Raw genomic sequence first — 22,400 nt, forward strand, 5'->3', positions numbered from 1 at the left:
CTTTACCCGGGGCAGTCCAGAACGCAGCGCTGCTTTTAACGGACGTTATCCTTACTAGCTACTAGTAGCTGAATCTCAAACCTTTCGGCTGGTGATTCAAAGTAGTCGCACAAACGTCAAATCCCTGCCGCGACAAATGGCTTTTACAGGCCAGGCAATCTGCAACTCGCCACTAGACCGGGGAGCCAGGCCAGGCAAGAACGACAAGCAAATCGTCACGTTGCCGAACTACTAACGGCCTGGGTGTGCTCGCGAAATAACGCCTCTGCCAACACATTCAGCTCATCGAGCTCACCTTGCCAAGTTTGCGGGTCGGTGCTGGTGGTTGTGGCGTGCTCCAGGTGGATGCACGCCTCTACAAAAGGTGTCCATTCCAGCATTCTGAACGGCCCTTTCATGCGATGCGCGCGGGCTTTGAGTGCCACCATATCGCCAGCGGTGAGTTCCGTCTGTGCGCTGGCCAGGTCTTCACGCAGGCTGCTGACCAGTGTTTCCAGCAATAACGGATGTATTTTGCCGTCGGCTGTACGCATGGCGCTGCCTTGCGACTGGGGGCGGGCGCCCTCCTCTGTCAACACCACCTCCTCTGCAAAATGCGCCGCCAGCAAGGCCCCAAGTTGTTGTTGCCCAAGGGGTTTTACGTGGCATTCGTTCATCCCGGCGGCCAATGCGGCTGCGGCCACTTCGGGTTGCACGTAGGCGGTTAACCCGACAATCACCATCGGCAATGCGTTCTGGGTGTTTTCCTGCTTGCGGATGGCGCGCGCCAACTGGTGGCCATCCATGATCGGCATGGAGATATCCGTAATCACTACCTTGAACGGATATCCGGCCAGCTGTTTGAGTGCTTCGGCGCCGTCCTGGGCTTCTGTCACCACGCAGCCCAGTTGTTCCAGTTGCTCACGCAAGATCAAGCGATTGGAGGGGTGATCATCTGCAATCAGTACGGGCAGCCGGTCAAACACAATCCGCTGCGGCAAGGCCAGATCGCTGGATTTTCTTGGCAACGGTGGCGCGGCGCGCGGCAGGGTCAGGCTTACCGTAATGCGCGTGCCCAGGCCCGGGGTGCTTTCCAGTGCCACCTGACCATTCATCATGGCGGCCAGACGCTTGCAGATGGATAACCCCAGACCGGTGCCGCCGTGCCCGCCGGAAGGCATGCTGGTGGCTTGCACAAAGGGCTGGAATAGCGCCGCTTGATCATCGGGCGAGATGCCGATGCCGGTGTCTTCCACTTCAAAAATCACGGCCGCCAAGTCTGGCTGGGCGCCCTCGCTCACCCGGCAGCGCAGCACAATGCCGCCTTGCGTGGTGAACTTGAGCGCGTTGGAGAGCAGGTTGCTCAAGATTTGCCGCAGCCGGGTGGCGTCTGCCATCACGTGGCACGCGGCTTCGTCCGCATGCAGATGGAAGTGCAGTTGCTTTTGCTGCGCTAACGGTCCGTACATGCGGGCCATTTGGGTGGTGAGATCGGCCAGACACAAGGGCTCTGGTACCAGCGTCATTTTGTCTGCGTCTATTTTTGAGAAATCGAGCACATTGTCGATCAGCCCCAGCAAATGATGCGCAGCGTCGCGCGCGGCCTGCATAGAGGCAGAAGTGCGGGATCGCCCGTCATCCGCGCTGGCGCCAAGCTGCAGATCAAATGCGCCAATGATCACATTCAGCGGCGTGCGGATTTCATGACTCATGCCAGACAGAAACACAGATTTGGCATTGCTGGCGGCATCGGCCGCCACTTTGGCGGCGCGCAATTCCTGCTCCAGGCGGATATGGTCGGTAATTTCAACGCCACCCGACACAATCCCCGCCAGTTGGTCTTCTGCGTCATAAAACGGTGTTACCTCAAAAAACAGCGTGCGCAGGCCTTCGCCAAAGTCTGCAGTTACTTCAAATTTCTGGCGTTGTTGCTGAATGGCGACCTCGGCATAAATGCGATTCAGGTCTTGCGCCAGTGATGCTGGCAGCCGCATTTCATCCAGTGTGCAGCCCATCAGATCGGCAGGGCTGCAACGCAGCAGGTCGGCAAAGGCTTGGTTGCACGACACCAGTCGCCCCGCTACATCGCGCACATAAACGGCAGTGGGGATGCCTTTAAGTAACGCCGCCTGAAACCGCAGTTGGTTCTTCAGGTGCTTTTCTGCCTGGTCGCGCTTGCTGATCTGACGATACAGCAATAAACCCCACACCAAGGCAATGGCGATGAAAATGGCAAGCACCACCACTGCAATCACCAGTTCGCGCCGGATTTGTTCCGAGGCCATTGCGGGCAGTAACTGTTCTGTCCAGCCTTGCCGCAAGGTGGCCACCTGCCCTGCCGACAGGCTGCTGGTCACTTTGTTGAGAATGGATACCAGTTCTGGCGCGCGGGCACTGACGGCGATCGATACCGGCATGGGGTGTGGCTCCAACGCGCCGTTGACGGCCAATTTGCCGGCATACAGGCGCGGGATCAGAAAATTGGCGACGCTGACATCGCACACCACCGCAGAGACATTGCCTTTATCCAGCAAGTTGAAGGCCTCCACCACCGAGGCCACCTTGACGATTTTTGCCTTGGCCAGCGCCGTGGCCGCGCCTTCCGCGCCCATGGGGGATGTCACCACCGCAACGGATTTGCCATCCAGGGCCTGCCGGTTGGCGATCTTCACCCCCGCCCGGCTGACAATAACCGGAAACCAGTTGCCGTAGGGTTGGGTATGCAGAATCTGCGATCCCGTACTGCCGCCGGTGGGGTCGATATCTGCCAGACCACGCGCCAACAGTTGATTGGCGGCGGCTGGGGAATCCGAATCCTGCGCCACAAATTGCAGGCCGGTTTGCCGCGTTACTTCGGCAAACAGATCCACCGCCATGCCATGCGCGGCGCCTTGCTTGCTGCGGAACAGAAACGGCGGGGAATTGTGCTGCACCAGAAAGCGCACTTGCGGGTGCTGTTTGATCCACTCTTGTTCAATGGGGGTCAGCACAACCGGTTTGGGCCCTCCCCCATGCCCCCAATCGCTATCCCACGGCGTGACCAGCTCTGCAATCCGGCCCGGTGGCAATGCCAGAATGGCGGCATCGACCAGATTGCGCAGGGTGCCGTCTGATGCGCGCGTGGCAAAGCCCTCGCCATGCAAGGGGTTGGGCAGCACGGCAGAAACCTGCAGGTTGCCCAGTTGCAGTTGTTGCACCAGCCAGCCCGCAGTCAAGCGACTGCCGATATAGCCCTTGGCCTGGCCAAACGCCACGGCCTGTAGTGCTTCCATTGCCGAGGCATACGCTTTCAGCGGTTCGTGCGGATAGAGCGCCTGCAGAGTGGGCAAGTCTATGCTGCCCGGCACGTAAGCGAGTGCCTGACTGGGGGTCGTCAGATTTTCATTGGGCGCAGGGGTGATGGCTTTTCGGGTAACCAGCACCGGATGTTCGGTATACCAGGCGCGACTGAAAAGTGTGTCGGGGATCAGCGCATCCGTACTCATCGCGGCCAGGTCAATCTCGCCACGTGCCAGCGCGCCGCGTTGGGCCGCAACGTCCGGGTAAGAGCGAAACACCGCGTGCAGGCTCAGTGCGGCGGCCACCTCTCGGGTGACGTCAATCGATAGCCCAGAGAACGCATTGCTGGTATCAGCCAGCGCGAACGGTGGCTGCGCATTGGCTACCACGCCCACCCGCAACTCACCATTCAGGCGGGCCAGTTGCTGTCGTTCTACGGGCGTGAAGGCCTGCCATTTGATCGGGGCGTCAGTCACGGATGGCTCTGCGGCAAAGGCGCAGCTGCTGGCCACCAGCAAGCAAGTGGCCAGGCCCAGCACGGCCCACAACAGCCATGTGCCCGTGCGCAAATGACGGCATAGTTGGGCATTGACCGCAGGGCTGAACTTGACGCGTTCGGCGTTGCCGGGCAATGAATTCTGCGAATGATCGGTTTTACGTAAAAACATCAGATAGCCAACCCTCGTGGCGCTGATCTGATCGGCAAGGCAAAGACGCTCGATACATTGGGTGCCACGCAACCATGGCGCGGCGACAATCAGGGATCAGCTGGGTAAAACAAATTGGACGTAACTCGCCCGCCCCGCAAACCCGCATGGAAAGGCGTCTTCGTGGGTTGTCAGAACGGGTATGGCCTCAATGGCAAGGGCAAATCGCCCGATCCTGCGTGCGGACTACTCTTTTTCTTTGCGATGTGCGCAATTGAAGTAGCCGTTCACGCATAACGTGGAGCACGGGTCTTGCGCTTTCACGGCTTGCTCATAACTACGTAGCCGCAGGCGCAGGCGGATCAAGTCGCCCACCCAATACGCAATCAACGCACAACCCATGGCCACGCCAATGCCGCAAACCACCAGGGTCACCGTTGCGCCGGGCATGCTCATGGTGAGCATGGCTGCGCAGATCAGCGTGCTGGTGGTGACAAAGCTCATCAGCCAATAACGTGCCGCGCCACGCAGATCGCCCATATACAAGCTGTGCGCACCAAGCAGGCCGCCGCATAACCAGTACAACAAAGCGGTTTTCCAGCGATGCTGAGCAGCTAGCGGCTGCGGCCCGGTGCCCGCCTCCGGCTTACCGCCAGACTGCAGTTCGCATAGTGGCATCAGTTTGATAACGGTTTTGGGGTGCCGGGGTCGGGAATTGCCGACTGAAGGAGTGTTGATATTGGAAATAATCAGCCCCTTTACATTCAATAAAGGTAAAGGGGTAATTTATGAGAATTACGCGATGGTGGATTTAGTCCGCTTCGCAGTGGGATGTAGGCAATTTCCCATTCGCCAATACATGCAAAACAAAGCCCGGTCGCATCAGAGTGCATGGCCGGGCCAAGAGTTTGAAAGCGTGATTGGTTGGCGCCTATTGATAAGTTGTGTAAACGGTTATCAACGTCGTATATGTGTTGGCGCCTGGCGCAGTGCCATTGCGCGCTGTAGGAAATGCCCTCAGCGCCAGCCCCGCGGTTGTGTTTCCATCCTTATCAACGCTGATTACGCCCGCTTTGGTTCTGGGCAGGATATTTACACCGTTGGCATCCTGAATGATGACCGAAATATCAGATCTGTTTGTCGCCCAGCCAGACTTGGTGTCGCTAACGCCGTCCAACGTGACGTCTGCCGCGAAACCACTCCCGATAAGGCTGGTATCGCACTTCACCTTGATCAAAAAATTTCTGGGCGTGTAGCCGTTGGGTGGGTTGCCGTAACCGACACCGCTAAAGTTTGGCGACAAAGCGGTTCCCAGGTCTACGCTCATTGTTCCGCCGTCCGATAAAACGCATGTGGTCGCGCCCACTGGGACGGATGCAGGTGCCTCGTATTGTTGCAGGGTATAAACCCCCCCAGCGCTACTGCTGTTGTAGCGGGCAGTCACAAAATTGACTGAGGGAGAGAAATCGAGGCTCAACAGGCCGTTGGGGGTAGTGATGACGCCTTTTTTTATGTACTGCCCCATGTTGTAACTGATGTGCCCTCCGTCACACTCATTGCCTCCGCTCGTTCTTGATCCAATGACCGCAAACTGGATTCGATTCACAGTGCCACCAACCTGAGCGAGCAATGTAGGCTGAAAGGCGACGCCTGCTGTCGTCGTTCGCAACAGGCCGGCGCTCAGTAAAGCGGTTTCTGTATTCAGGCCCAGGATAAGGTATCGATCGGTTGCGGTGGCCACCAGGCACGTATAGTCGAAGTCGGTGGTGTTGGTACCAATCACAGTGCCATCCGCCAGGGCATTGGATAACGCTTGCGTCGGGGTAAATTGAGACGTTTGATTAGTGATGCGGCATTGACTTGTGTTCAACCCAGTACAATCTGCCGCCCAGGTAAAGTTGAGCCAGAGCGCTGAAAATAGCGCCAGACCCAGTTTTAATAACGAATTACGCATGGTGTTTTTCCTGCATTAGTTTCAGGTGCTGTGGTTGCGTGTAGCTGCGCGGACTTACTTGCCGGCCATCACCTCGGCACAGCGTGCAGCGGTTTGCTGATAGGCAGCGGTGACTGCGTCGCCCTTCTCACTCAGTTCTACGTGATAACGAAGCGAACAGCTTTCGTCTGCGCCTTCACCCCATTTCACCTGCAAGGTGCCCTCTTCCGGTTGACCGCGCAGGAAGATCTGTCCGGCCTGACCCACCACGCCCACACTTGTACCTTTGGCATCGAACACATCGGCACCAAACGGCGCGGGTTTGCCATCGGCCAGCGCGGCATGAATCAGCAGCGGTTTGCCAACAACGGTGTCGTACTTCAGTTTGACAATGGCACCGTAGCGCGGCGTAGCAATGGCCGACGAACCGCTCAGTTCCACCTCGTTGGATGTGCCTTTCGGGTCCAACGAAATGTCGTTATTGCGGTACGGGTTCAGCCCGGTTACCACCCCATGGCCCCACCAATCCAGCGTGTCGCCGGAACCACCGTTGATATGAGCGCCCGCCGCACCATCGGCCTCAACAATGGCCATGGTTTCGCCCTGTGCTGCCGTGGCCACCACACCACCACCATAGCCCACCACCGTGCCGCGGGCAGATGCAGAATATTGACTGCTGTTGCCGCTACGCGAGGCGGTTGCGCCGACGTTGGCCAGCGAGCCCTGATAGGCCACGTTGCCACCGTAACTGGCGCTGTTACTACCCGCGTTGCGGTTGGCGGAGGCATAGACGCCATAACCCAGTTCGTTATGTTCGCCCGCCGAACCGCTCAGGTTGGTCTGGGCCGAGTATTGATCCGGGCTCTGGTAGTTCAGGCTGGTCGACAACTGGATGGGATTGCCGCCCTTGCCCAGCGGAACGCTGAACATGGCCATCATCTGGTTGCTATAGCTGCCGTTGGTGTAGGTGCGCCCTGCGGAGAGGTTGACACTGCCCCAGTCGAACGATGTGCTGTAGCCAGACTGGAACGTCATGGAACGCCCGCCGTGGTTCCAGTAGGTGTTGGTCATGCCGCTGACGTACATGCTGCCGCGTTCACCCAATGGCTGGCTCACATTCAGTTGCATGCGCGTGCGATCCCGATACAGGTTTGCAGTCGGCAATCCGCGCAATTGCGCGTCATCCTGCAGGCTTAGATAGCCCGCGCTGGAAAAACGGTATGCCGCCAGCGCCACGTTGGTGCTTGTCCACGGCAGTGTCTGGCTGTAAGTCAACCGGTAACTCTGACCTGACATGGTGCCATCTTTGCCTGCGACTGCCGTTGGCAAATCTGTGGCGTGCGATGCGGTAACGTCCGCCGCAAAAGCGCCGTAATCCGTATTCAGCGCCAGCCCTCCGAGCGCAGACATGTATTTGTCGGCCACAATGCCACCGCCATACGCGGTGACCATGTTGCTGATCCCGCGCCGATAGGTGCCCTGTGCAAAAACAGGGGTATGGCTTAAGGTGCTGTCACGGTATTTGCCCGCGGTTGCGCTGAATCGCGACGCGCCGGGGCGCAAGAGCTGCGCTACCGAAGAGTAAGGCACCACAAAGCTTTTTTGACGGCCGTCGGCTTCTGTGATGGTGACGTTCAGATCACCGGAATAACCGGTACTCGACAGATCATCGATCAGAAACGGCCCTGGCGCCACGGTGGTTTCGTATACCACGTTGTTGCCCTGGCGCACGGTGATCTTGGCGTTGGTTTCTGCCGTACCACGGATCTCCGGCGCAAAATCGCGCTGGGAATCCGGCATCATCCGGTCGTCGCTGGACAGTTGCACGCCGGTGAACGGCACGCTGTCGAACAAATCGCCTGGCGTGTAGTACTGCCCTGCCGTGGCCTGGGCCTGCAATGCGGTGACGTCGTGCTGAACGTAAGTCGAGAGCGCGTTGTAATGACTTGTGGAAGGCGTGCGTGCCGCGCTGCTCTCGGTGGCGTTCAACGAGCCATTGTGCCGCAGCCGCCATCCGTCAATATTGGCGCCTGCATTGATCCCGACATACAGGTTGCGGGAAGTCTGGCCCGAGTTGGCGTTCTGATAAATGCTGGCGTTGTAGCCCACAAAGCCAGCGGTGATGCCGTTATCCCAGTTTTCTGGCGACACATAACCGCGTGAACGACGGCTCAGATACAGTTGCGGAATACTGATATGGGCGGATTGAGCGCCCTGATCGACCGCAATGGAAACGCCCGGCACCAGCCTGGTGATTTCGACGCAATCGCTATCCAATGCCAATAATGCCGCTTTGGGATCGTCAAGCTTGCTCAGGTTGATGGCCCATTGCTTGATTTCTTTGCCGCTGAAACAGACGCGGCTGCTGCCGTCTTCGCTGGTTTCAATGCGCACGTCACGGCGGCCAATCTGGTCATCGTTGATGTAGATATCCAGTCGGTATTCGCCAGGCACCAATACGCCGGCTTTTTCATAACGACTCAGATCAACCTTTTTGCTGCCCATCAGAAAACCGCTGTTAAATGACACATCCTGGGATGCATCTGTGGCAACGTCCTGCGCATGGGCAATGCCCAGCGGAAACAAAACCACAACTGAGGTCACCAGAAATGACCAGAATGGATTAAGTGCCTTACGTGGCGTGGCAATAGGTAATTTTGTACAGGAGGGGCTTAAATAAGTCACTTTCACACTGATTCCCTGTTTCTTGATAGCCCCTGTTTACATACAAAATTAGACAAAAATCATTTCAATTGACCAAAGCCAGCACCGGAAGGGGACAAACCCGATGCAATCTGAAACCGCTTAATCTGAAGGCGTTTTATTTGCCACGCCTTCGCCAATTTTTGCCTGACCATCTACGGATGCGCCGTAATCATTAATCCAATTGTATGACACATTCATATCGGCATTCAGCGACGAAGTTAACCCTTTCAATGTGAAATCTTTACTGGATTTAGGCAGAATAAGGCCGCCCTCTTCATTGCTGATTTTTTTCCCTGACACCGTTAATTCAACTTTAGTGACAGAGACGCTGAAGGCTGCATTATTGGTGGCCCGAACAACCTGACCATTTGCCGTTTTTTCCACGGTCCAGATCAAGCCTTTTGCCGCATTTTCTGGGTCGCCCGGCAAACCCTCTGGCCTATAAAAAAGTTTGATTCTGGTTCGCAATGCAATCTGCACGGTATTTGCACCAGACGCCTCAGTTTTGGGTGGTATATCCAGAACATTGAACCAGAAAATGGATTCACGATCTTTGGCTAGTGCTCCGTTGGGCAAATAAGTCAGTCGCATGGACTGTCCTTTGCCCGGGTCAATTCTGGCAATAGGCGGAACCAGAACAAAAGGCGCCGTGCTGATGCTGGGGTCTTGATGCTCGTCTCCGCTATCAATCCAGGCCTGCGCCAATGCGGGGCGATCACCTTTATTGCTCAATTGAACGGTAATTTCCCGTTCTTTGGCGGGGTAAATCAATCGCGTAGAAGAAATGACAATACTGGCCTGTGCAACGCCGGAAACAAGCGCGACGGCAGTTAAAACGCCCGCAATGAAGGTATTCAATATTCTGGCTTTCATGATTTCATGCTCCTGTTCACGCAGGAATACCCTGCCACAAGGGTCAGCTTAGCTCATGCAAAGCAACCCGCAATTTGCGGTATACAGGGTGAAGCAACCGGTGCGTAAACAAAAAATGGGGCGCGAAAGGGCGAAAAGCACGGGGCTTAATCCGGTTAAGCCATTGCCCCGTATTGATCGGTCGCGCCGATACTGGCCGTCCGACCAGCCTTATGGGTAAGTTAACGAGTACATTATTTTTGCCTGCACTGACCCTGAGCCCACTCCATTGGCGCTGTCGGGGCTGACATAACGGGCGGTATAATTCAGTTGCCCGGCGTTTGCCACCAACACGGTGTCGTCGGTGTTGTTGGCGTTGGTAAATGCATTGATCACTTGGCCGGCAGAATTCAGTAGCTGCACCTGCACGTTGCCGGCAGTGCCCAGATTTTTGAAGTTACCCGTGGCCTGATCTACAAAATCACTCTCGAAATGCACGCCTACCAATGTGGATGGTCCACAGTTGGAGAACGCGATGGTAATCGGGGTAGAGCCGGCATGCCCACCATTGGCGAGCGCATAGTTCTGAATGGTCGGCAATGTAATGGTCGGGTTGGCACCCTTGCCATTGACGGAGATTGTGCAAGACGGGATCAATACAGACCCACTGATGGTAATCGTGCCATCTGCCGCGCGCGCCAAACTGGAACATAACATCACTGCGGCGACACTGAGTGCGGTAACAATTTTAATCATCTGGAAACCTCTATAGCAAACTGTATATTCGCTTACCGATTCAAATTTTCCAGAATCATGAAATGCCATGAAGATTCAGAAAATTTTTCAATACAATTTCAAGTAACGCGAATGAAGGTGAAAATAAGTATTGCAAAATCATTGCGACTGAAAAGGACGGGCCAAACAGACGTGTTTGGCCCTTTGCGCTCACTCAAACCAATTGTTACTGCCTGGTTGATTAGTTGTAATTGAGCGAGTAAGTGATGTCAGTCGAAACAGCACCTGGATCAATGGCCGCGCCGTCAATTTTTACGTAGCGCAAAATATAGTTAATGGAGCCGCTGGTTGTGCCATCACCAATGGTTGCGCCGATTGTGTTGTTGGTGTTTTCAACAGCGTTGATTGCATTGCCATTTGCATTGGCGACCTGAACCTGCACATTGGGGCTGGCGCCGGTGGTCAGGGTGTTTTTAAACCAACCGGTGGTGGTGTCCAGGTTCTGGTTTTCAAAACGTGCGGTTACAGTCTGGGCTGTTGAACCTGCGCAAGCTGACACATCGAAACTGACTGTTGTATCACCGGCCGTCGAATTTGCACCGGTAAAAGAATTGGCGCCCAGGCTGGGAAGCGTTACGGTGGCATTGGCATCAGTGCCCGCGGCGCCAGCAGAACCCACAACCACGTTACATGTTACGTCGGTGATTTCACCGTCGACGTGAATGGTGCCGTCTGAAGCAAAAGCTGCGTTGGAGAACAGACCCAGACCGGCCAGAGAAGCGATTGCAATGAATTTTTTCATGATGATGAATTTCCAAAAAAACAAAAATAAACATGGGCAAGGTCAAGGCCGAATAAATCGGAATTTCTGATGCCCGTCTCGTTAAATCAACGAAACGAATTCTCTCAATATTCTCAATATGAATATGTCATCCGGTGCCTGTGGGCTTGTAGGAAATTTCGCAAGACGCAATCTGTTTTTCCGCTCTGTAGACAACGCCAATCCTGCAGCGAAGGTAACACCTGACAGGCTTTCAGATAACACGCGGGAGTTGGCTTGGGAAATGGACTACAACCCAGTGCGACCTGATGTACATACGCGTTCAATAATGGCCGATACGCTTGGCCCACTCTCAATTCTGAGAATTAATTCATAAGTGCCCAGATTATCGAGCCACTGAGGAGCTCCAATTGAACACTATCTCTGTATTGGTCCTGGAGGACCACCCGTTTCAACGCGCCATCGCGGTGAACTCTCTCGCGCAAATTGGCGTGGCCCGGGTGTTTTCTGCGGCCGACGGCGAAGCCGCGCTGGCCAGGCTGGTTGAATGCGGCGGCGTAGATATTGTGCTATGTGACCTGCGCATGTCTGGCATGGATGGTTTGGGCTTCTTGCGTAACGCAGCAGAAACTGGGCTGATCAACGCCGTGGTGCTGACCAGCGATGTGGATATCACCCTGCGCAACTCGGTGGTCAATATGATCGAGTGCCTGGGGCTGCCGTTTCTGGGTGATCTGGGCAAGCCATTTCTGATTGAAAAGCTGGAAGGCATGCTGCGCAGTTACGAGCGTGAACAAGCCTTGCGCAACGCCACACCGCATGTGGTTGAACTGGCAAGTCTGGAAGATATCGAGTCCGGCCTGCAGAACCATGAATTTGTGCCTTACTTTCAGCCCAAATACAGCCTGCAAAACGGCCAGGTGAAAGGCGCAGAGTTGCTGGCCCGCTGGCAACACCCGGAACGCGGCTTGCTGAGCCCGGCGGCGTTTATTCCGGTGATGGAAGAACACGGTTTGCTGGATCAACTGTTCTGGCAAATGCTTGATCAAGGCTTGCGGCTGCAACGCCAACTGGCGGTCATGAATCAGCCTATGCCGGTGGCGATCAACTTGGATGCCTCGCAGTTGTCCTCTCCGCAGCTGGCGTACCGGATCAAAGACGCGCTGCAAGAACACAAGTTGCCACCGGGCGGCCTGGTGCTGGAAGTGACCGAAACCGGTTTGATCGAAGCCCCGGCCGAAAGCATGGAAAACCTGCTGCGCTTGCGCCTGATGGGCTGCGGGCTGGCCATGGATGATTTTGGCGTCGGCTATTCGTCTTTTGTGCGTATCTGCGAGTTGCCGTTTGATCAGATCAAGCTGGACGCTTCGTTTGTGCGCAATCTGAAAACCCATGTGCGCAGCGAAGCCATTATCCGCAGCGTGGTGGCGTTGGCCGCCTCTTTGCAGATTGAGCTGGTGGCAGAAGGCATTGAGACCACAGAACAAGAGCAGCGCTTGCTGGAGCTGGGTTGCGCTGTGGGTCAGGGCTATCTGTTTGCCCGGCCGATGTCTGCAGAACAGTTGCTGCAGCGCCCATGGCTGGCCTCGCGGCAGATTCAACAATAACCATCCGGCCGGGCCACGGGAAACGCAGATTGCATGCGCAATTTCGGGCTGATTTGCTAGTTTGGTAAGGCGCCTCTGAAATGCGCTTGCCCAAAAGAGCACCAACAGCCTGCACGCCACAGCACGCTTTTCTCGGTGTGGCAGCTCCGGTTTCCCCGCTTTGCCTTCCAGTCGAACACGGAGTTTGTACAGTGAATAGAGTTTTGATTGTTGACGACCATCCCGTCATTCGCATGGCGGTGCGCATGCTGCTGGAACAAGCGGGTTTTGAAATCGTGGCAGAAGCCGACAATGGTATTGACGGCCTGCATCAAACGCGCGAATTGCAGCCGGATATTGTCATTCTGGATATCGGCATCCCCAAGCTGGATGGCCTGGATCTGATCGGGCGCATCAAGGAAAGCGGCAGCACATCCCAGGTGTTGGTGTTGACCTCGCAAGACCCGGAATACCTGAGTGTGCGCTGCATGCAGGCCGGTGCGGCGGGTTTTGTCAGCAAGAACCAGGATCTGAAAGATATTCTCAATGCCATCAATGCGATCAAATCCGGGTATATGTATTTCCCCAATCAGTTGTTGCGTACGGTACGGGCCAATGCCGATATGGACGACGAGCCTGGCCGCATCAGCAGGCTCACCAATCGAGAGTTGATGGTACTCAAGCAATTGGCAAGCGGTATGTCCAACAAGCAGATTGGCGACAATATGGCTTTGAGCAACAAAACCATCAGCACGTACAAGGCCCGCCTGCACCTGAAGCTGAAAACCTCCTCGCTGGTGGAGCTGATCGAACTCGCCAAACGCAACGCCCTGGTGTAGCGCCCGGCGATGCGCCAAGCCCTCGCCCTGCTGGTCCTGCTGTGCCTTACCTCACTTCATGCCGTGCGGGCTTTGGCCGACACGCCGGAGCCGGGCGGGGTTCATCTGCTCGGGCGTTCCCAATTGCATGGCGAAGTGGTCAATCTGGATGCTGCGGACTGGCAATGGCTGCGCCACAAACAGGCGCTGGTGATCGGCACCAATCAGCCGGACTATCCGCCGTTTGATATTGCCGCCAGCGGCCAGGACTACGAAGGGATCACCGCAGACTATGCGGGGCTGCTGGGGCAATTGCTGCACACGCCGATCAAGGTCAAACGCTTTGCCACCCGCCAGGCCCTCATCGCCGCCCTGGTCAGCGGTCAGATTGACTTGCTGGGCACGGCCAATCACCTGGAGATGGTGCAAGGCGATGTCCTGGTCAGCTCGCCTTATGTCGAGAACGTGCCCGCGCTGGTGGAAACCGGCACCAGTGGGCAGGTTGCGCGGGAAAGCGGCAAAGGCAAACGTCTGGCATTTAGCCCGGATTACGTATTGCCCAAAGACATCCAGGTGGCTTTCCCGGGGGCGATTCTGGTGCCCTATTACTCCTCGACCACCGCGTTGGGTGCCATGGCTACCGGTCAAGTGGATGCCATGTTCAGCGATGCCGTCACCGCGCAGTATCTGATCAATCGCTTTTACAACAACGACGTCCACATCTCTCGCGTAGACGACAAGCCCGCCGGTGGATTCGGGTTTGCGGTGAGTCATGACAATACTCGGCTACTGCGGATCATCAACAGCGCCCTGGCGGCGTTGGGCCCGGATCAGCAGCGCGCCATTCTGGATCGCTGGAGCGGCGGCGGCATCATGGTAGGCGGTGTGGTTGCCCTGACGGCGCAAGAGCGCGCGTGGCTGGCCGCGCGGCCGGTGGTCCGGGTGGGGCTCAATGACCATCTGGCGCCGTTTTCTTATATGGCGGAAGACGGGCATTTTAGAGGCGTAACGCCAGATCTGCTGGCGGCGTTGGGTTTGCGGACGGGCATCCAGTTTGAGCTGCACGGTTACGAAGCCACCAGCGAGGCCGTGGCGGCACTGAGCCGGCGCGAGGTGGATGTGCTGGCCGACTTCACCTATTCGCCGGATCGCCGCTCCAGTTATGGCTTTACGCGGCCTTATCTGGTGATGCCTTTGGTGATGGTGACGCGCGACCTGCCCGACTCGCCCACTTCTCTGGCTGATCTGAAAGGCAAAACCCTGATCGTGCCCAAAGGCTATGTGCTGGCGCCGATTGTGCGGCGGGACTACCCGGATATTCACCTGAATGAAAACAGCAGCGTACTGGAGGCCTTCGAGCGCTTGCAGCGCGGCGAAGCCGATGCCTTGATCCAGCCCATCAGCACGGCGCGGTATTACATTCTGCGCCGCCCCGACAATGGCCTGAAAATCAGCGCGGTGCTGGGCGATCAACCCGCTCTGGTGGGGTTTGCCGTGCGCCAGGAGGATACCGAACTAAGGGCGATTCTGGACCGGGCACTGTTGTCGGTATCGCCCGATGAAATGAGCATTCTGAGCAACCGCTGGCGCACCAATGAAATGATGAATGCGCCGTCCTGGAAAGACTATCGCGGCATTATTGCGCTTAGCGTCGCGGTGGCCGCGCTGTTGTTGCTGGCGTTTCTGCTCTGGAATGCCTCATTGCGCAAACAGGTAAACCGCCGTCTGAAGGCCGAGCGCGAACTGAACGATCAACTGCAGTTCATGGAGGTGTTGATCAACGGCACGCCGCACCCCATTTACGTGCGGGACCATGAAACCCGGCTGGTGGCCTGCAACGACTATTACCTGAAAGCGCTGGGCACCACGCGCGAGGCCGCCATTGGTTTTGTTGTGCTGGATTGCGCGGCGCTGGCGCCCGCAGACGCCGCCCTGCTGCAGGCGGAATATCAATCTGTGATTGCCGGTGGCGAGGCGGTGCTGGGCGATCGCAAACTCACCATCAACGGCGCCCTGCTGACGGTGTATCAATGGTCCCTGCCCTTCACCAATTTTGAGGGCGAAACCGGCATGATCGGCGGCTGGATTGATATCAGCGAACGCGAGCAGCTTGTAGAAGAACTACAGGCGGCCAAAGTGGAGGCCGACGAGGCCAACAAGGCCAAAACGACTTTTCTGGCCACCATGAGCCATGAAATCCGCACGCCAATGAACGCCATTCTGGGGATGCTGGAACTGGCGCTCAAACGGGCCGACAAGGGTGTGCTGGATCGGCCTTCTGTGGAGGTGGCGCACACCTCCGCCCAAGGGCTGCTGGAACTGATTGGCGACATTCTGGATATCGCCCGCATCGAATCCGGCAAGCTGACGCTTAACCCGGAACGGGCCAACCTGCGAGACCTGGCCGCCTCTGCCGCGCGCGTGTTTGACGGTCTCGCCCGGCAAAAGGGTTTGCAACTGGTGCTGGATGTGGACCGGCACCTGGATGGCGATGTGCTGATCGACCCGCTTCGCTTCAAACAGATTTTGTCCAACCTGGTCAGCAATGCCATCAAATTCACCGCCGAGGGCAGCGTCACCATCCGCCTGCAGGGCCAACCCCTGGAGGGTGACCGGTTGCATATTCATATGCAGGTGGAAGACACCGGCATGGGTATTTCAGAGCAGGATCAACAACGTTTGTTTCAGCCTTTTGCCCAGGTCAGAAGCACCGCAAACGGCACGGGGCTTGGCTTGGTGATTTGCCGCACGCTGGCAAAAAAAATGGGCGGCAGCCTTACCCTGCAGAGCGCGCCGGGCAAAGGCTCTACGGTGACGGTTGATCTTGATCTGGCCTGTTTGGCGGCTGAACGCGTTGAGCGGGCCCCGCTTGCAGATGCCAACAATCAGCCGATGCCGGTACTCAAGGTACTGGTAGCGGATGACCAACCGGCCAACCGCATGCTGATCACGCAGCAGCTGGAATTCCTGGGGCATGAAGTGGTGGCGGCGGTTAATGGCGCAGAGGCGTTCGAACAATGGCGCAAAGGCCATTTTGATCTGGTCATTACCGATGCCAACATGCCGGTCATGAATGGCTATGAATTGGCCAGACGTATCCGCACAGACGAAGCCGAACGCAACGCGCCCCGCTGCCCGGTCTGGAGTCTGACCGCCAATGCACTGCCCGACGAATACCGGCGCAGTGAAGCGGCGGGTATGGATATCTGCCTGTTCAAGCCGGTGACGCTGGCTGTGCTGGAGCACCACTTGCGCGCGACCGGGCCGCAACAAATCACCACCCCGGCTGTACCCCCGGCAGAATCTGCGTTTGATACTGCGGCGTTGGGTGTGCTCACGGGCGGCAACCCCGGCATGATGACCAAGCTGCTGACCGAACTGATCAACAGTTCTGAAGATGACTTGCGGCAACTGCAAACGCTGCTGGCTGCGCCAGACCCGGCGGCGTTGTCTGAGCATGCCCACCGCGTCAAAGGCGTCGCCCGTATCGTGCAGGCCCGACAGGTGTTGAGCGCGTGCGAGCAACTTGAGGCCGTCTGCAAAAACCCACAGAACGGCACGCTCGCCCACGCCGGTCAGCAGCTGGTTGCCGCCATGCAGGGCTTTCTGGCGGCCCTGCGCCAGGTGGCGGCAGACGCTGGCCCCGCTTGAGGTGCCACTAAAGCACTCATTCTCTTGCCCTGCAGATTCAGATATTCAGACCCAGCCCCGCCGGTCGAGAACAACGGGCGTGCCAAATCTGCAACGCACGATTGTTTTGTCACAAACTGAAATAGGAAAATTCTGATCCGCACTGCAAAATAGCGGCATTTTTACCGAAGTAAGAGAAATATAATGACAAATGCATACCAAAAGGTGGCATTGGGTTTGGCGCTGATCGTGGCAAACAGCGTCGGGTATGCCGCTCAGGGCGGCGTGATCAAAGTGATGGGTGCCATCGTGGAGAACACCTGTCGCGTGAACACAGACGGCCAGCTGCAAACCAGGCTGGATACCTGCGGCAAATACGCAGCCCATGCTGCCCGCACGCATACAGAAACGCTGGTTGAGCCCGCCAGCCCGAACGCTACGACTGCGACGAGCACAGAGATCAAGCCCAAGCGCGTGATCATCGTTACCGAGTATCTGTAAGCTCAGTCGCGTTTGTTCGCATTGCTATTTGACCGCATTTCTCCGCTTACGGCGTGTAGGCTATTTCCGATTCAACCAGGGGCATCTCCTTAACGCATTCCCAAGACACGAACGCCGATATCCACGCTTAAATACTCTTGATTTCTTACCCTATAGAAAACTCATTTAGCAGATTGATTAGTAAAGGGGATTCGGAAATATCGGAGTGTTTAAGCGTACGCTTAAACGCTCATAAGCCAATACCGGCGCGGCCTGCAGAGGATGTCACGAAAGTCCCCAAGTAGTTATACAAGTATTTAAAAACAATTTATTGGAGGCAAAAAATCTGTAGATAACTGATCATCGTCGAGCGATTAAAGGGTCATTCGCCATCCCCACTTTCGATCTGAAGGCATTGGTGATGTGAACAGCAAGCTGCCTTGTGAAAACCGACCATCTCAGAAAAGTCAGTCGCTGAGCGAATACCACTCCAGCGAATCGAAATAAAACCGTTCGTCAGTTAGAAAATCGCAATGACAAAAAACTGTTCAATTGGTCAGAAAACCATTTCTCTTTATCTACCATCACTCCAGAAGACAGATTTATCGGTCTCATGAGACAGTTAGAAATTCATTCACAGATACTGCAGCTGTGCTTTTTTCATTTTCCAGAAAATCCTAAAACCATAAACCATCCCATTGTTTTAAAAGGAATTACCCACAAATAAAAGCAAAAATAAAAGCCGTGCAGTAATTTCCTTTTCTGCCAAACACCGTAGTTGACCTTGCGTCCAAAAACACGAAAATAGGGGCAGCGAACACTGCGGAACGGTTGGGTGCCTGCGGGTTTCCGGTACTAGCCACCCGAATTGGCAAGACTGGCCAGTCTGGTTCAGTGGCCGCGCCAATCAACGATGGGGAAAGAGGAAAATGGGGGCTTCGATGAACACTGCTTTTGCGCTAATGGCCGTCCACGGGCAAGCGCTTCTTCCGCTTGAGGATGTCGGTGCTCAATACCTTGGGATCAGTGACAAGGAGGCTCGCCGCCGCGCAGGGTTGAACACCCTGCCCTTCCCTACCATGCGGTTGATGGACAGCCAGAAAGCGCCGCTGTTTGTGCGCCTTGAGGATTTGGCGAGGTACATTGACGACCTTGCCGAAACGGCGCGATCTACCTGGGAGCGCAGCGCCGTATAGCCCAAAGGGATCAGCCAAGATCAACCCTCTGCAGCTCAGCGACGATCAGTTCTCCCCTCAATTGGAGGAGTTTGGGAGGAAGCGGGCTGATCGCGATGCAAATCGTGAGCACGCAAGTTCGTATAGCGTTTCAGGTTCTTCCAGTCTCGATGGCCGCTCACAATGGCGACCTCCTGAATCTGGTAACCCTGTTCAAACAACCTGCTGATACCTTCGTGGCGAAGGTCATGAAACCGCAAGTCCTGGATTTCCGCCTCAAGTACGGTCAAGCGAAACGCGTTCCCTATGCTGTCCTCGTGGTACGGGAAGATGCGCAGCTCGTTGGCTGGCCCTTCGGCAAGGCGTCTCTCCACGATTTCCCATGCTTCACCCAGCAGGGGCACGCGCTGGTTATTCCCGATCTTGTTTTTTGGATCTTTGCGATCCCGGATCAATACCGTTCTCCTAACGCGATCAACGTCAGCCCGCAGAATGCTTGTGATCTCTCCGGCCCGCATCGTGGTCGCAATGGCAAACCGGATCAGCTCGCGAATAGGTACAAAAGCGTTTGGCATTGCCTCGCGCTTTGCGCCAAACACCATGAGTTTTTCAAACTCGCCCGGTACTAACCTGCGTTCTCTTTCGTTCGACTTCGACACCAGGTTGTTGAGCTTCAATAATGGCAGCGCATCATCGACCGCTTTGCGCGTGACAGGCAGGCCCAACAAGGCAGAACCTGAGCCTAACGCGACACCAAGGTAGATCACATCCTGCATCACCGTCTGGGGCTTTGCACCAAGCCTTGCGCGCTCTTTGCAGTGCTGGATGATATTGGCGGGGGTTAGGTCCATCACCGGAACGTCGCTGATTGGCGAATCACACAGCACTCGATAGACGCTGCGTTTTGTGGCCCCCATGGGCTTGAGCTCTTCTGAACGCTGCACATACAGCGTCAAATAGTTGGCTAAAGTACGGCTTCCAATCTTCCTTTTTTCAACGCCGCCCTCCTGTTTAAGCTGCTTTTCGAGACGCTCCGCCCAGTCCTCGGCCAGCTTTGACAGAGGGAAGGTTCGCGCCTCCGCGTGTACCAGTCGGCCGCCCCGTTTGACCCGGACTTGCGCGCGATAGGACAATGTTCCGTCCTTATTCTTAATCTTGGTGATGGTGGCCATGATTTGCCGGTGCTACATGAGTCAAGAGAAGATCTTTTGTAGCACTTTTGTAGCATCATGGCAAAAACAAACCCCGCCAAACCCAGCTAAATAGCACCGAATGCCGCAAGAAAATCAAACGCAAGACCAAACCAAACAGCCCGAAAAAACTGAGATTAAGCCATCTCGCCGTTACAGCATCGCCCCGATGCTGGACTGGACTGACCGTTACTACCGCCACTTCGCCCGCATGTTGTCCACGCATGCCTGGCTGTATACCGAGATGATCAACACCGGTGCCATCTTGCATGGCGACAAGATGCGGCATCTGCGGTTTGATGAGGTGGAAAACCCGTTGGCCCTGCAACTGGGCGGGTCTGATCCGGCTGATCTGGCGCGGTGCGCGAAGATTGCCGAGGATTGGGGCTATGACGAGGTCAATCTGAACGTAGGTTGCCCGTCTGAGCGCGTGCAGTCTGGCAGCTTTGGCGCGTGCCTGATGGCCGAGCCACAACTGGTGGCCGATTGCGTCAAGGGCATGCGGGATGCGGTGCAGGGCATTGATATCACCGTCAAACACCGCATCGGTATTGATGATGTCGAGCACTATGATTACGTGCGCGATTTTGTCGGGCACGTGGCTGAGGCCGGTTGCAATACATTTGTGGTGCATGCGCGCAATGCCATTCTCAAAGGGCTCTCGCCCAAGGAAAACCGCGAGATTCCGCCGCTCAAATACGATTACGTGTATCAGTTGAAGCGTGATTTCCCCCACCTTGAGATCATCATCAACGGCGGCATTACCGATCATGCGGACACCGCAGAACACCTCAAGCATGTTGATGGCGTGATGATCGGGCGCGAGGCCTATCAGAACCCGTTTACCCTGGCCGAAGTCGATGCGCTGTTTTATGGTGCCGCGCCGGTTGCGCGCACGCGCGAAGACATCATGCAAGCCATGCGCCCGTTTATCGAGGCAGAACTCAAGGCCGGTACACCGTTGCGCTTTATCGCCCGGCATATTCTGGGGCTGTACCAGGGGCAGTATGGCGCGCGCCAGTGGCGGCGCATGCTGTCCGATGCCAAACTGCTCAAAGACGCCAACTGGTCGCTGATCGAAGCGGCCATGGCCCAGACCATCCGCCCTGCTTTCGAGACCGAATGAGACACCGCATCGCCGGCTTGTTGTGTTCCGTAGCCCTGTTGCTGCCGCTGGCGGCGCAGGCCATGACGCTCACTTATCTGGCCGCCATGGGTAGCAAGGCAATGATCAATATCGACGGCCAGAGAGTGCTGCTGGCCGTGGGGCAAACCGTGCAGAACGTGCGACTGGTGAACCTGACGCCGGATATCGCCACGGTGGTGATCAATGGGCAACAGCGCCAGTTGCGCCTGGGCGAAGGTTATCGCCCGGCCGATGCGGGCAACGACAAGCTGATTCTGAGTCCGGACGCGCGCGGCATGTACTTTACTTCGCTCTCCGTGGGTGATGCCTCGGTCCGCGCCATGATTGATACGGGCGCAAGCTATCTGACGTTGACCCGCAGCATGGCCGATCATTTACACATCAATTACCAGCGCGGCCTGCCCAGTGCGACGCAAACCGCCAATGGCGTGGTACGAACCTGGATGGTCACCGTGCCGACGATTCGCCTGGACACCGTGACACTCAACAATGTGTCAGCCGCCGTACTTGATACCGATAACTCGCCCATGGCATTGATTGGCATGTCGGTGATGGCGCAGTTTGACGTGCGTCGGGAGAACAATCTGATGCTGCTCACGCGCATGCACTGACAAGGGATAACACCTGATGAAACGCATTGTTCTGGCCAGCAATAACACTGGCAAGGTTAAGGAGTTCCGGCACCTGTTCGCCCAGCTTGATCTGGAGATCGTGCCGCAAGGTGAACTGAATGTGCCGGAGGCCGAAGAGCCCTTTTTTACCTTTATCGAGAACGCCCTGACCAAGGCCCGCCATGCCTCACGCCTGACCGGGCTGCCCGCGCTGGCGGATGATTCCGGCATTTGCGTGGCTACGCTGGGCGGCGCGCCAGGCGTGTTTTCGGCCCGTTACGCCGGTGAACCCAAATCAGATGCCCGCAATAACGAAAAACTGCTGGCCGCGCTGGCTGGCAACGAAGATCGCCGCGCCTGGTATTACGCCGCGCTGGTGTTGGTGCGCCATGCCGATGACCCGCAACCGCTGATTGCCGATGGCTCTTGCCATGGTTACGTGCTGCAAGCCCCGCAGGGTGAGGGTGGTTTTGGCTACGATCCGCTGTTTCTGGTGCCGCAATACAATCGTTCCGTCGCCCAGTTGACGCAGGAAGAAAAAGGCCTCATCTCTCACAGAGGTAAAGCCCTGGCCGCGCTGATGGCCAAATTGCGGGAGGAAGGTTTTTAAATGACGGATGAAAAACGTTGGGCAGTGTTTTTGCGCGACGATGGCAGCGTGGTTTCGTGCACGGAAAAAGTCAAAGTCATGAACGAGAACCTGGACGAGATTGTCCAGATGATGCAGGACGCCTTTGAAGACGGCCTGTTGATGGAAGTCGCGCCCACCCAGATGCGTGAAGTACTGCACCGGATGGTCGATGCCCTGGAGAACCCCTGGGCAGGCAAAGATTAGACCGGAATCCAGGCTG

At 56.4% G+C, this 22,400-nt stretch carries 17 protein-coding genes; 9 read left to right on the forward strand and 8 right to left on the reverse strand.

The features are described 5' to 3' along the window. Positions 1-215: 215 nt before the first annotated feature. The 7 genes from HNQ50_RS12580 to HNQ50_RS12610 form a co-directional block, all read right to left on the reverse strand. On the reverse strand, positions 216-3,926 hold the full coding sequence (locus HNQ50_RS12580) for an ATP-binding protein (protein ID WP_184101205.1): 3,711 nt from the start codon (positions 3,924-3,926) through the stop codon (positions 216-218). Between the two features lie 225 nt (positions 3,927-4,151). Beyond that, positions 4,152-4,583, reverse strand: coding sequence for a hypothetical protein (locus HNQ50_RS12585; RefSeq protein WP_184101207.1), 432 nt, complete (start codon positions 4,581-4,583; stop codon positions 4,152-4,154). Between the two features lie 253 nt (positions 4,584-4,836). Next, positions 4,837-5,859, reverse strand: coding sequence for a fimbrial protein (locus HNQ50_RS12590; RefSeq protein WP_184101209.1), 1,023 nt, complete (start codon positions 5,857-5,859; stop codon positions 4,837-4,839). A 54-nt stretch (positions 5,860-5,913) separates the two neighbouring features. Further along, complete coding sequence (locus tag HNQ50_RS12595; protein WP_184101211.1) at positions 5,914-8,442, reverse strand: fimbria/pilus outer membrane usher protein; 2,529 nt, start codon at positions 8,440-8,442, stop codon at positions 5,914-5,916. 201 nt (positions 8,443-8,643) lie between these two features. Beyond that, the gene (locus HNQ50_RS12600; protein WP_184101214.1) at positions 8,644-9,417 is read right to left on the reverse strand and encodes a fimbria/pilus periplasmic chaperone; all 774 of its coding nucleotides are present in this window, start codon (positions 9,415-9,417) and stop codon (positions 8,644-8,646) included. 210 nt (positions 9,418-9,627) lie between these two features. Next, on the reverse strand, positions 9,628-10,221 hold the full coding sequence (locus HNQ50_RS12605) for a fimbrial protein (RefSeq protein WP_184101216.1): 594 nt from the start codon (positions 10,219-10,221) through the stop codon (positions 9,628-9,630). A gap of 151 nt (positions 10,222-10,372) precedes the next feature. After that, positions 10,373-10,933, reverse strand: a complete 561-nt coding sequence (locus tag HNQ50_RS12610; protein WP_184101218.1) for a fimbrial protein — start codon at positions 10,931-10,933, stop codon at positions 10,373-10,375. A 389-nt stretch (positions 10,934-11,322) separates the two neighbouring features. On the opposite strand from HNQ50_RS12610, the gene HNQ50_RS12615 reads away from it, so the two are divergent. The 5 genes from HNQ50_RS12615 to HNQ50_RS12635 all read left to right on the forward strand — a co-directional run bounded on the left by HNQ50_RS12615 (position 11,323) and on the right by HNQ50_RS12635 (position 18,622). Next, positions 11,323-12,519 carry an EAL domain-containing response regulator gene (locus HNQ50_RS12615; protein WP_184101220.1) on the forward strand — a complete coding sequence of 399 codons (1,197 nt, stop codon included), beginning with the start codon at positions 11,323-11,325 and terminating at the stop codon, positions 12,517-12,519. 191 nt (positions 12,520-12,710) lie between these two features. After that, positions 12,711-13,337: a response regulator transcription factor gene (locus HNQ50_RS12620; RefSeq protein WP_184101222.1), complete on the forward strand. Its 627-nt coding sequence runs from the start codon at positions 12,711-12,713 to the stop codon at positions 13,335-13,337. 9 nt (positions 13,338-13,346) lie between these two features. Beyond that, on the forward strand, positions 13,347-16,967 hold the full coding sequence (locus tag HNQ50_RS12625) for a transporter substrate-binding domain-containing protein (protein WP_184101224.1): 3,621 nt from the start codon (positions 13,347-13,349) through the stop codon (positions 16,965-16,967). Positions 16,968-17,150: 183 nt separating this feature from the next. Further along, positions 17,151-17,447 (forward strand): fimbrial protein, encoded by a 297-nt coding sequence (locus HNQ50_RS12630; protein WP_184101226.1) that lies wholly within the window; start codon positions 17,151-17,153, stop codon positions 17,445-17,447. A gap of 920 nt (positions 17,448-18,367) precedes the next feature. Continuing rightward, positions 18,368-18,622, forward strand: a complete 255-nt coding sequence (locus HNQ50_RS12635) for a pyocin activator PrtN family protein (protein ID WP_184101228.1) — start codon at positions 18,368-18,370, stop codon at positions 18,620-18,622. A 35-nt stretch (positions 18,623-18,657) separates the two neighbouring features. On the opposite strand, the gene HNQ50_RS12640 is transcribed toward HNQ50_RS12635, so the two are convergent. Continuing rightward, positions 18,658-19,773 (reverse strand): site-specific integrase, encoded by a 1,116-nt coding sequence (locus HNQ50_RS12640; protein ID WP_184101230.1) that lies wholly within the window; start codon positions 19,771-19,773, stop codon positions 18,658-18,660. Between the two features lie 187 nt (positions 19,774-19,960). On the opposite strand from HNQ50_RS12640, the gene dusA reads away from it, so the two are divergent. From dusA to HNQ50_RS12660, 4 genes are read left to right on the forward strand one after another with little or no spacing between them, the layout of a single operon-like run. Next, complete coding sequence (dusA, locus tag HNQ50_RS12645) at positions 19,961-20,917, forward strand: tRNA dihydrouridine(20/20a) synthase DusA (protein ID WP_246428689.1); 957 nt, start codon at positions 19,961-19,963, stop codon at positions 20,915-20,917. Beyond that, positions 20,914-21,549, forward strand: a complete 636-nt coding sequence (locus HNQ50_RS12650; protein WP_184101234.1) for a retropepsin-like aspartic protease family protein — start codon at positions 20,914-20,916, stop codon at positions 21,547-21,549. Before dusA ends, HNQ50_RS12650 begins: the two co-directional genes overlap by 4 nt. A gap of 13 nt (positions 21,550-21,562) precedes the next feature. Then, on the forward strand, positions 21,563-22,159 hold the full coding sequence (gene rdgB / locus HNQ50_RS12655; protein WP_184101346.1) for an RdgB/HAM1 family non-canonical purine NTP pyrophosphatase: 597 nt from the start codon (positions 21,563-21,565) through the stop codon (positions 22,157-22,159). After that, positions 22,160-22,384 carry a hypothetical protein gene (locus HNQ50_RS12660; RefSeq protein ID WP_184101236.1) on the forward strand — a complete coding sequence of 75 codons (225 nt, stop codon included), beginning with the start codon at positions 22,160-22,162 and terminating at the stop codon, positions 22,382-22,384. The last annotated feature ends 16 nt before the right edge of the window (positions 22,385-22,400 follow it).

The organism is Silvimonas terrae, assembly GCF_014202765.1.
GTDB lineage: Bacteria > Pseudomonadota > Gammaproteobacteria > Burkholderiales > Chitinibacteraceae > Silvimonas > Silvimonas terrae.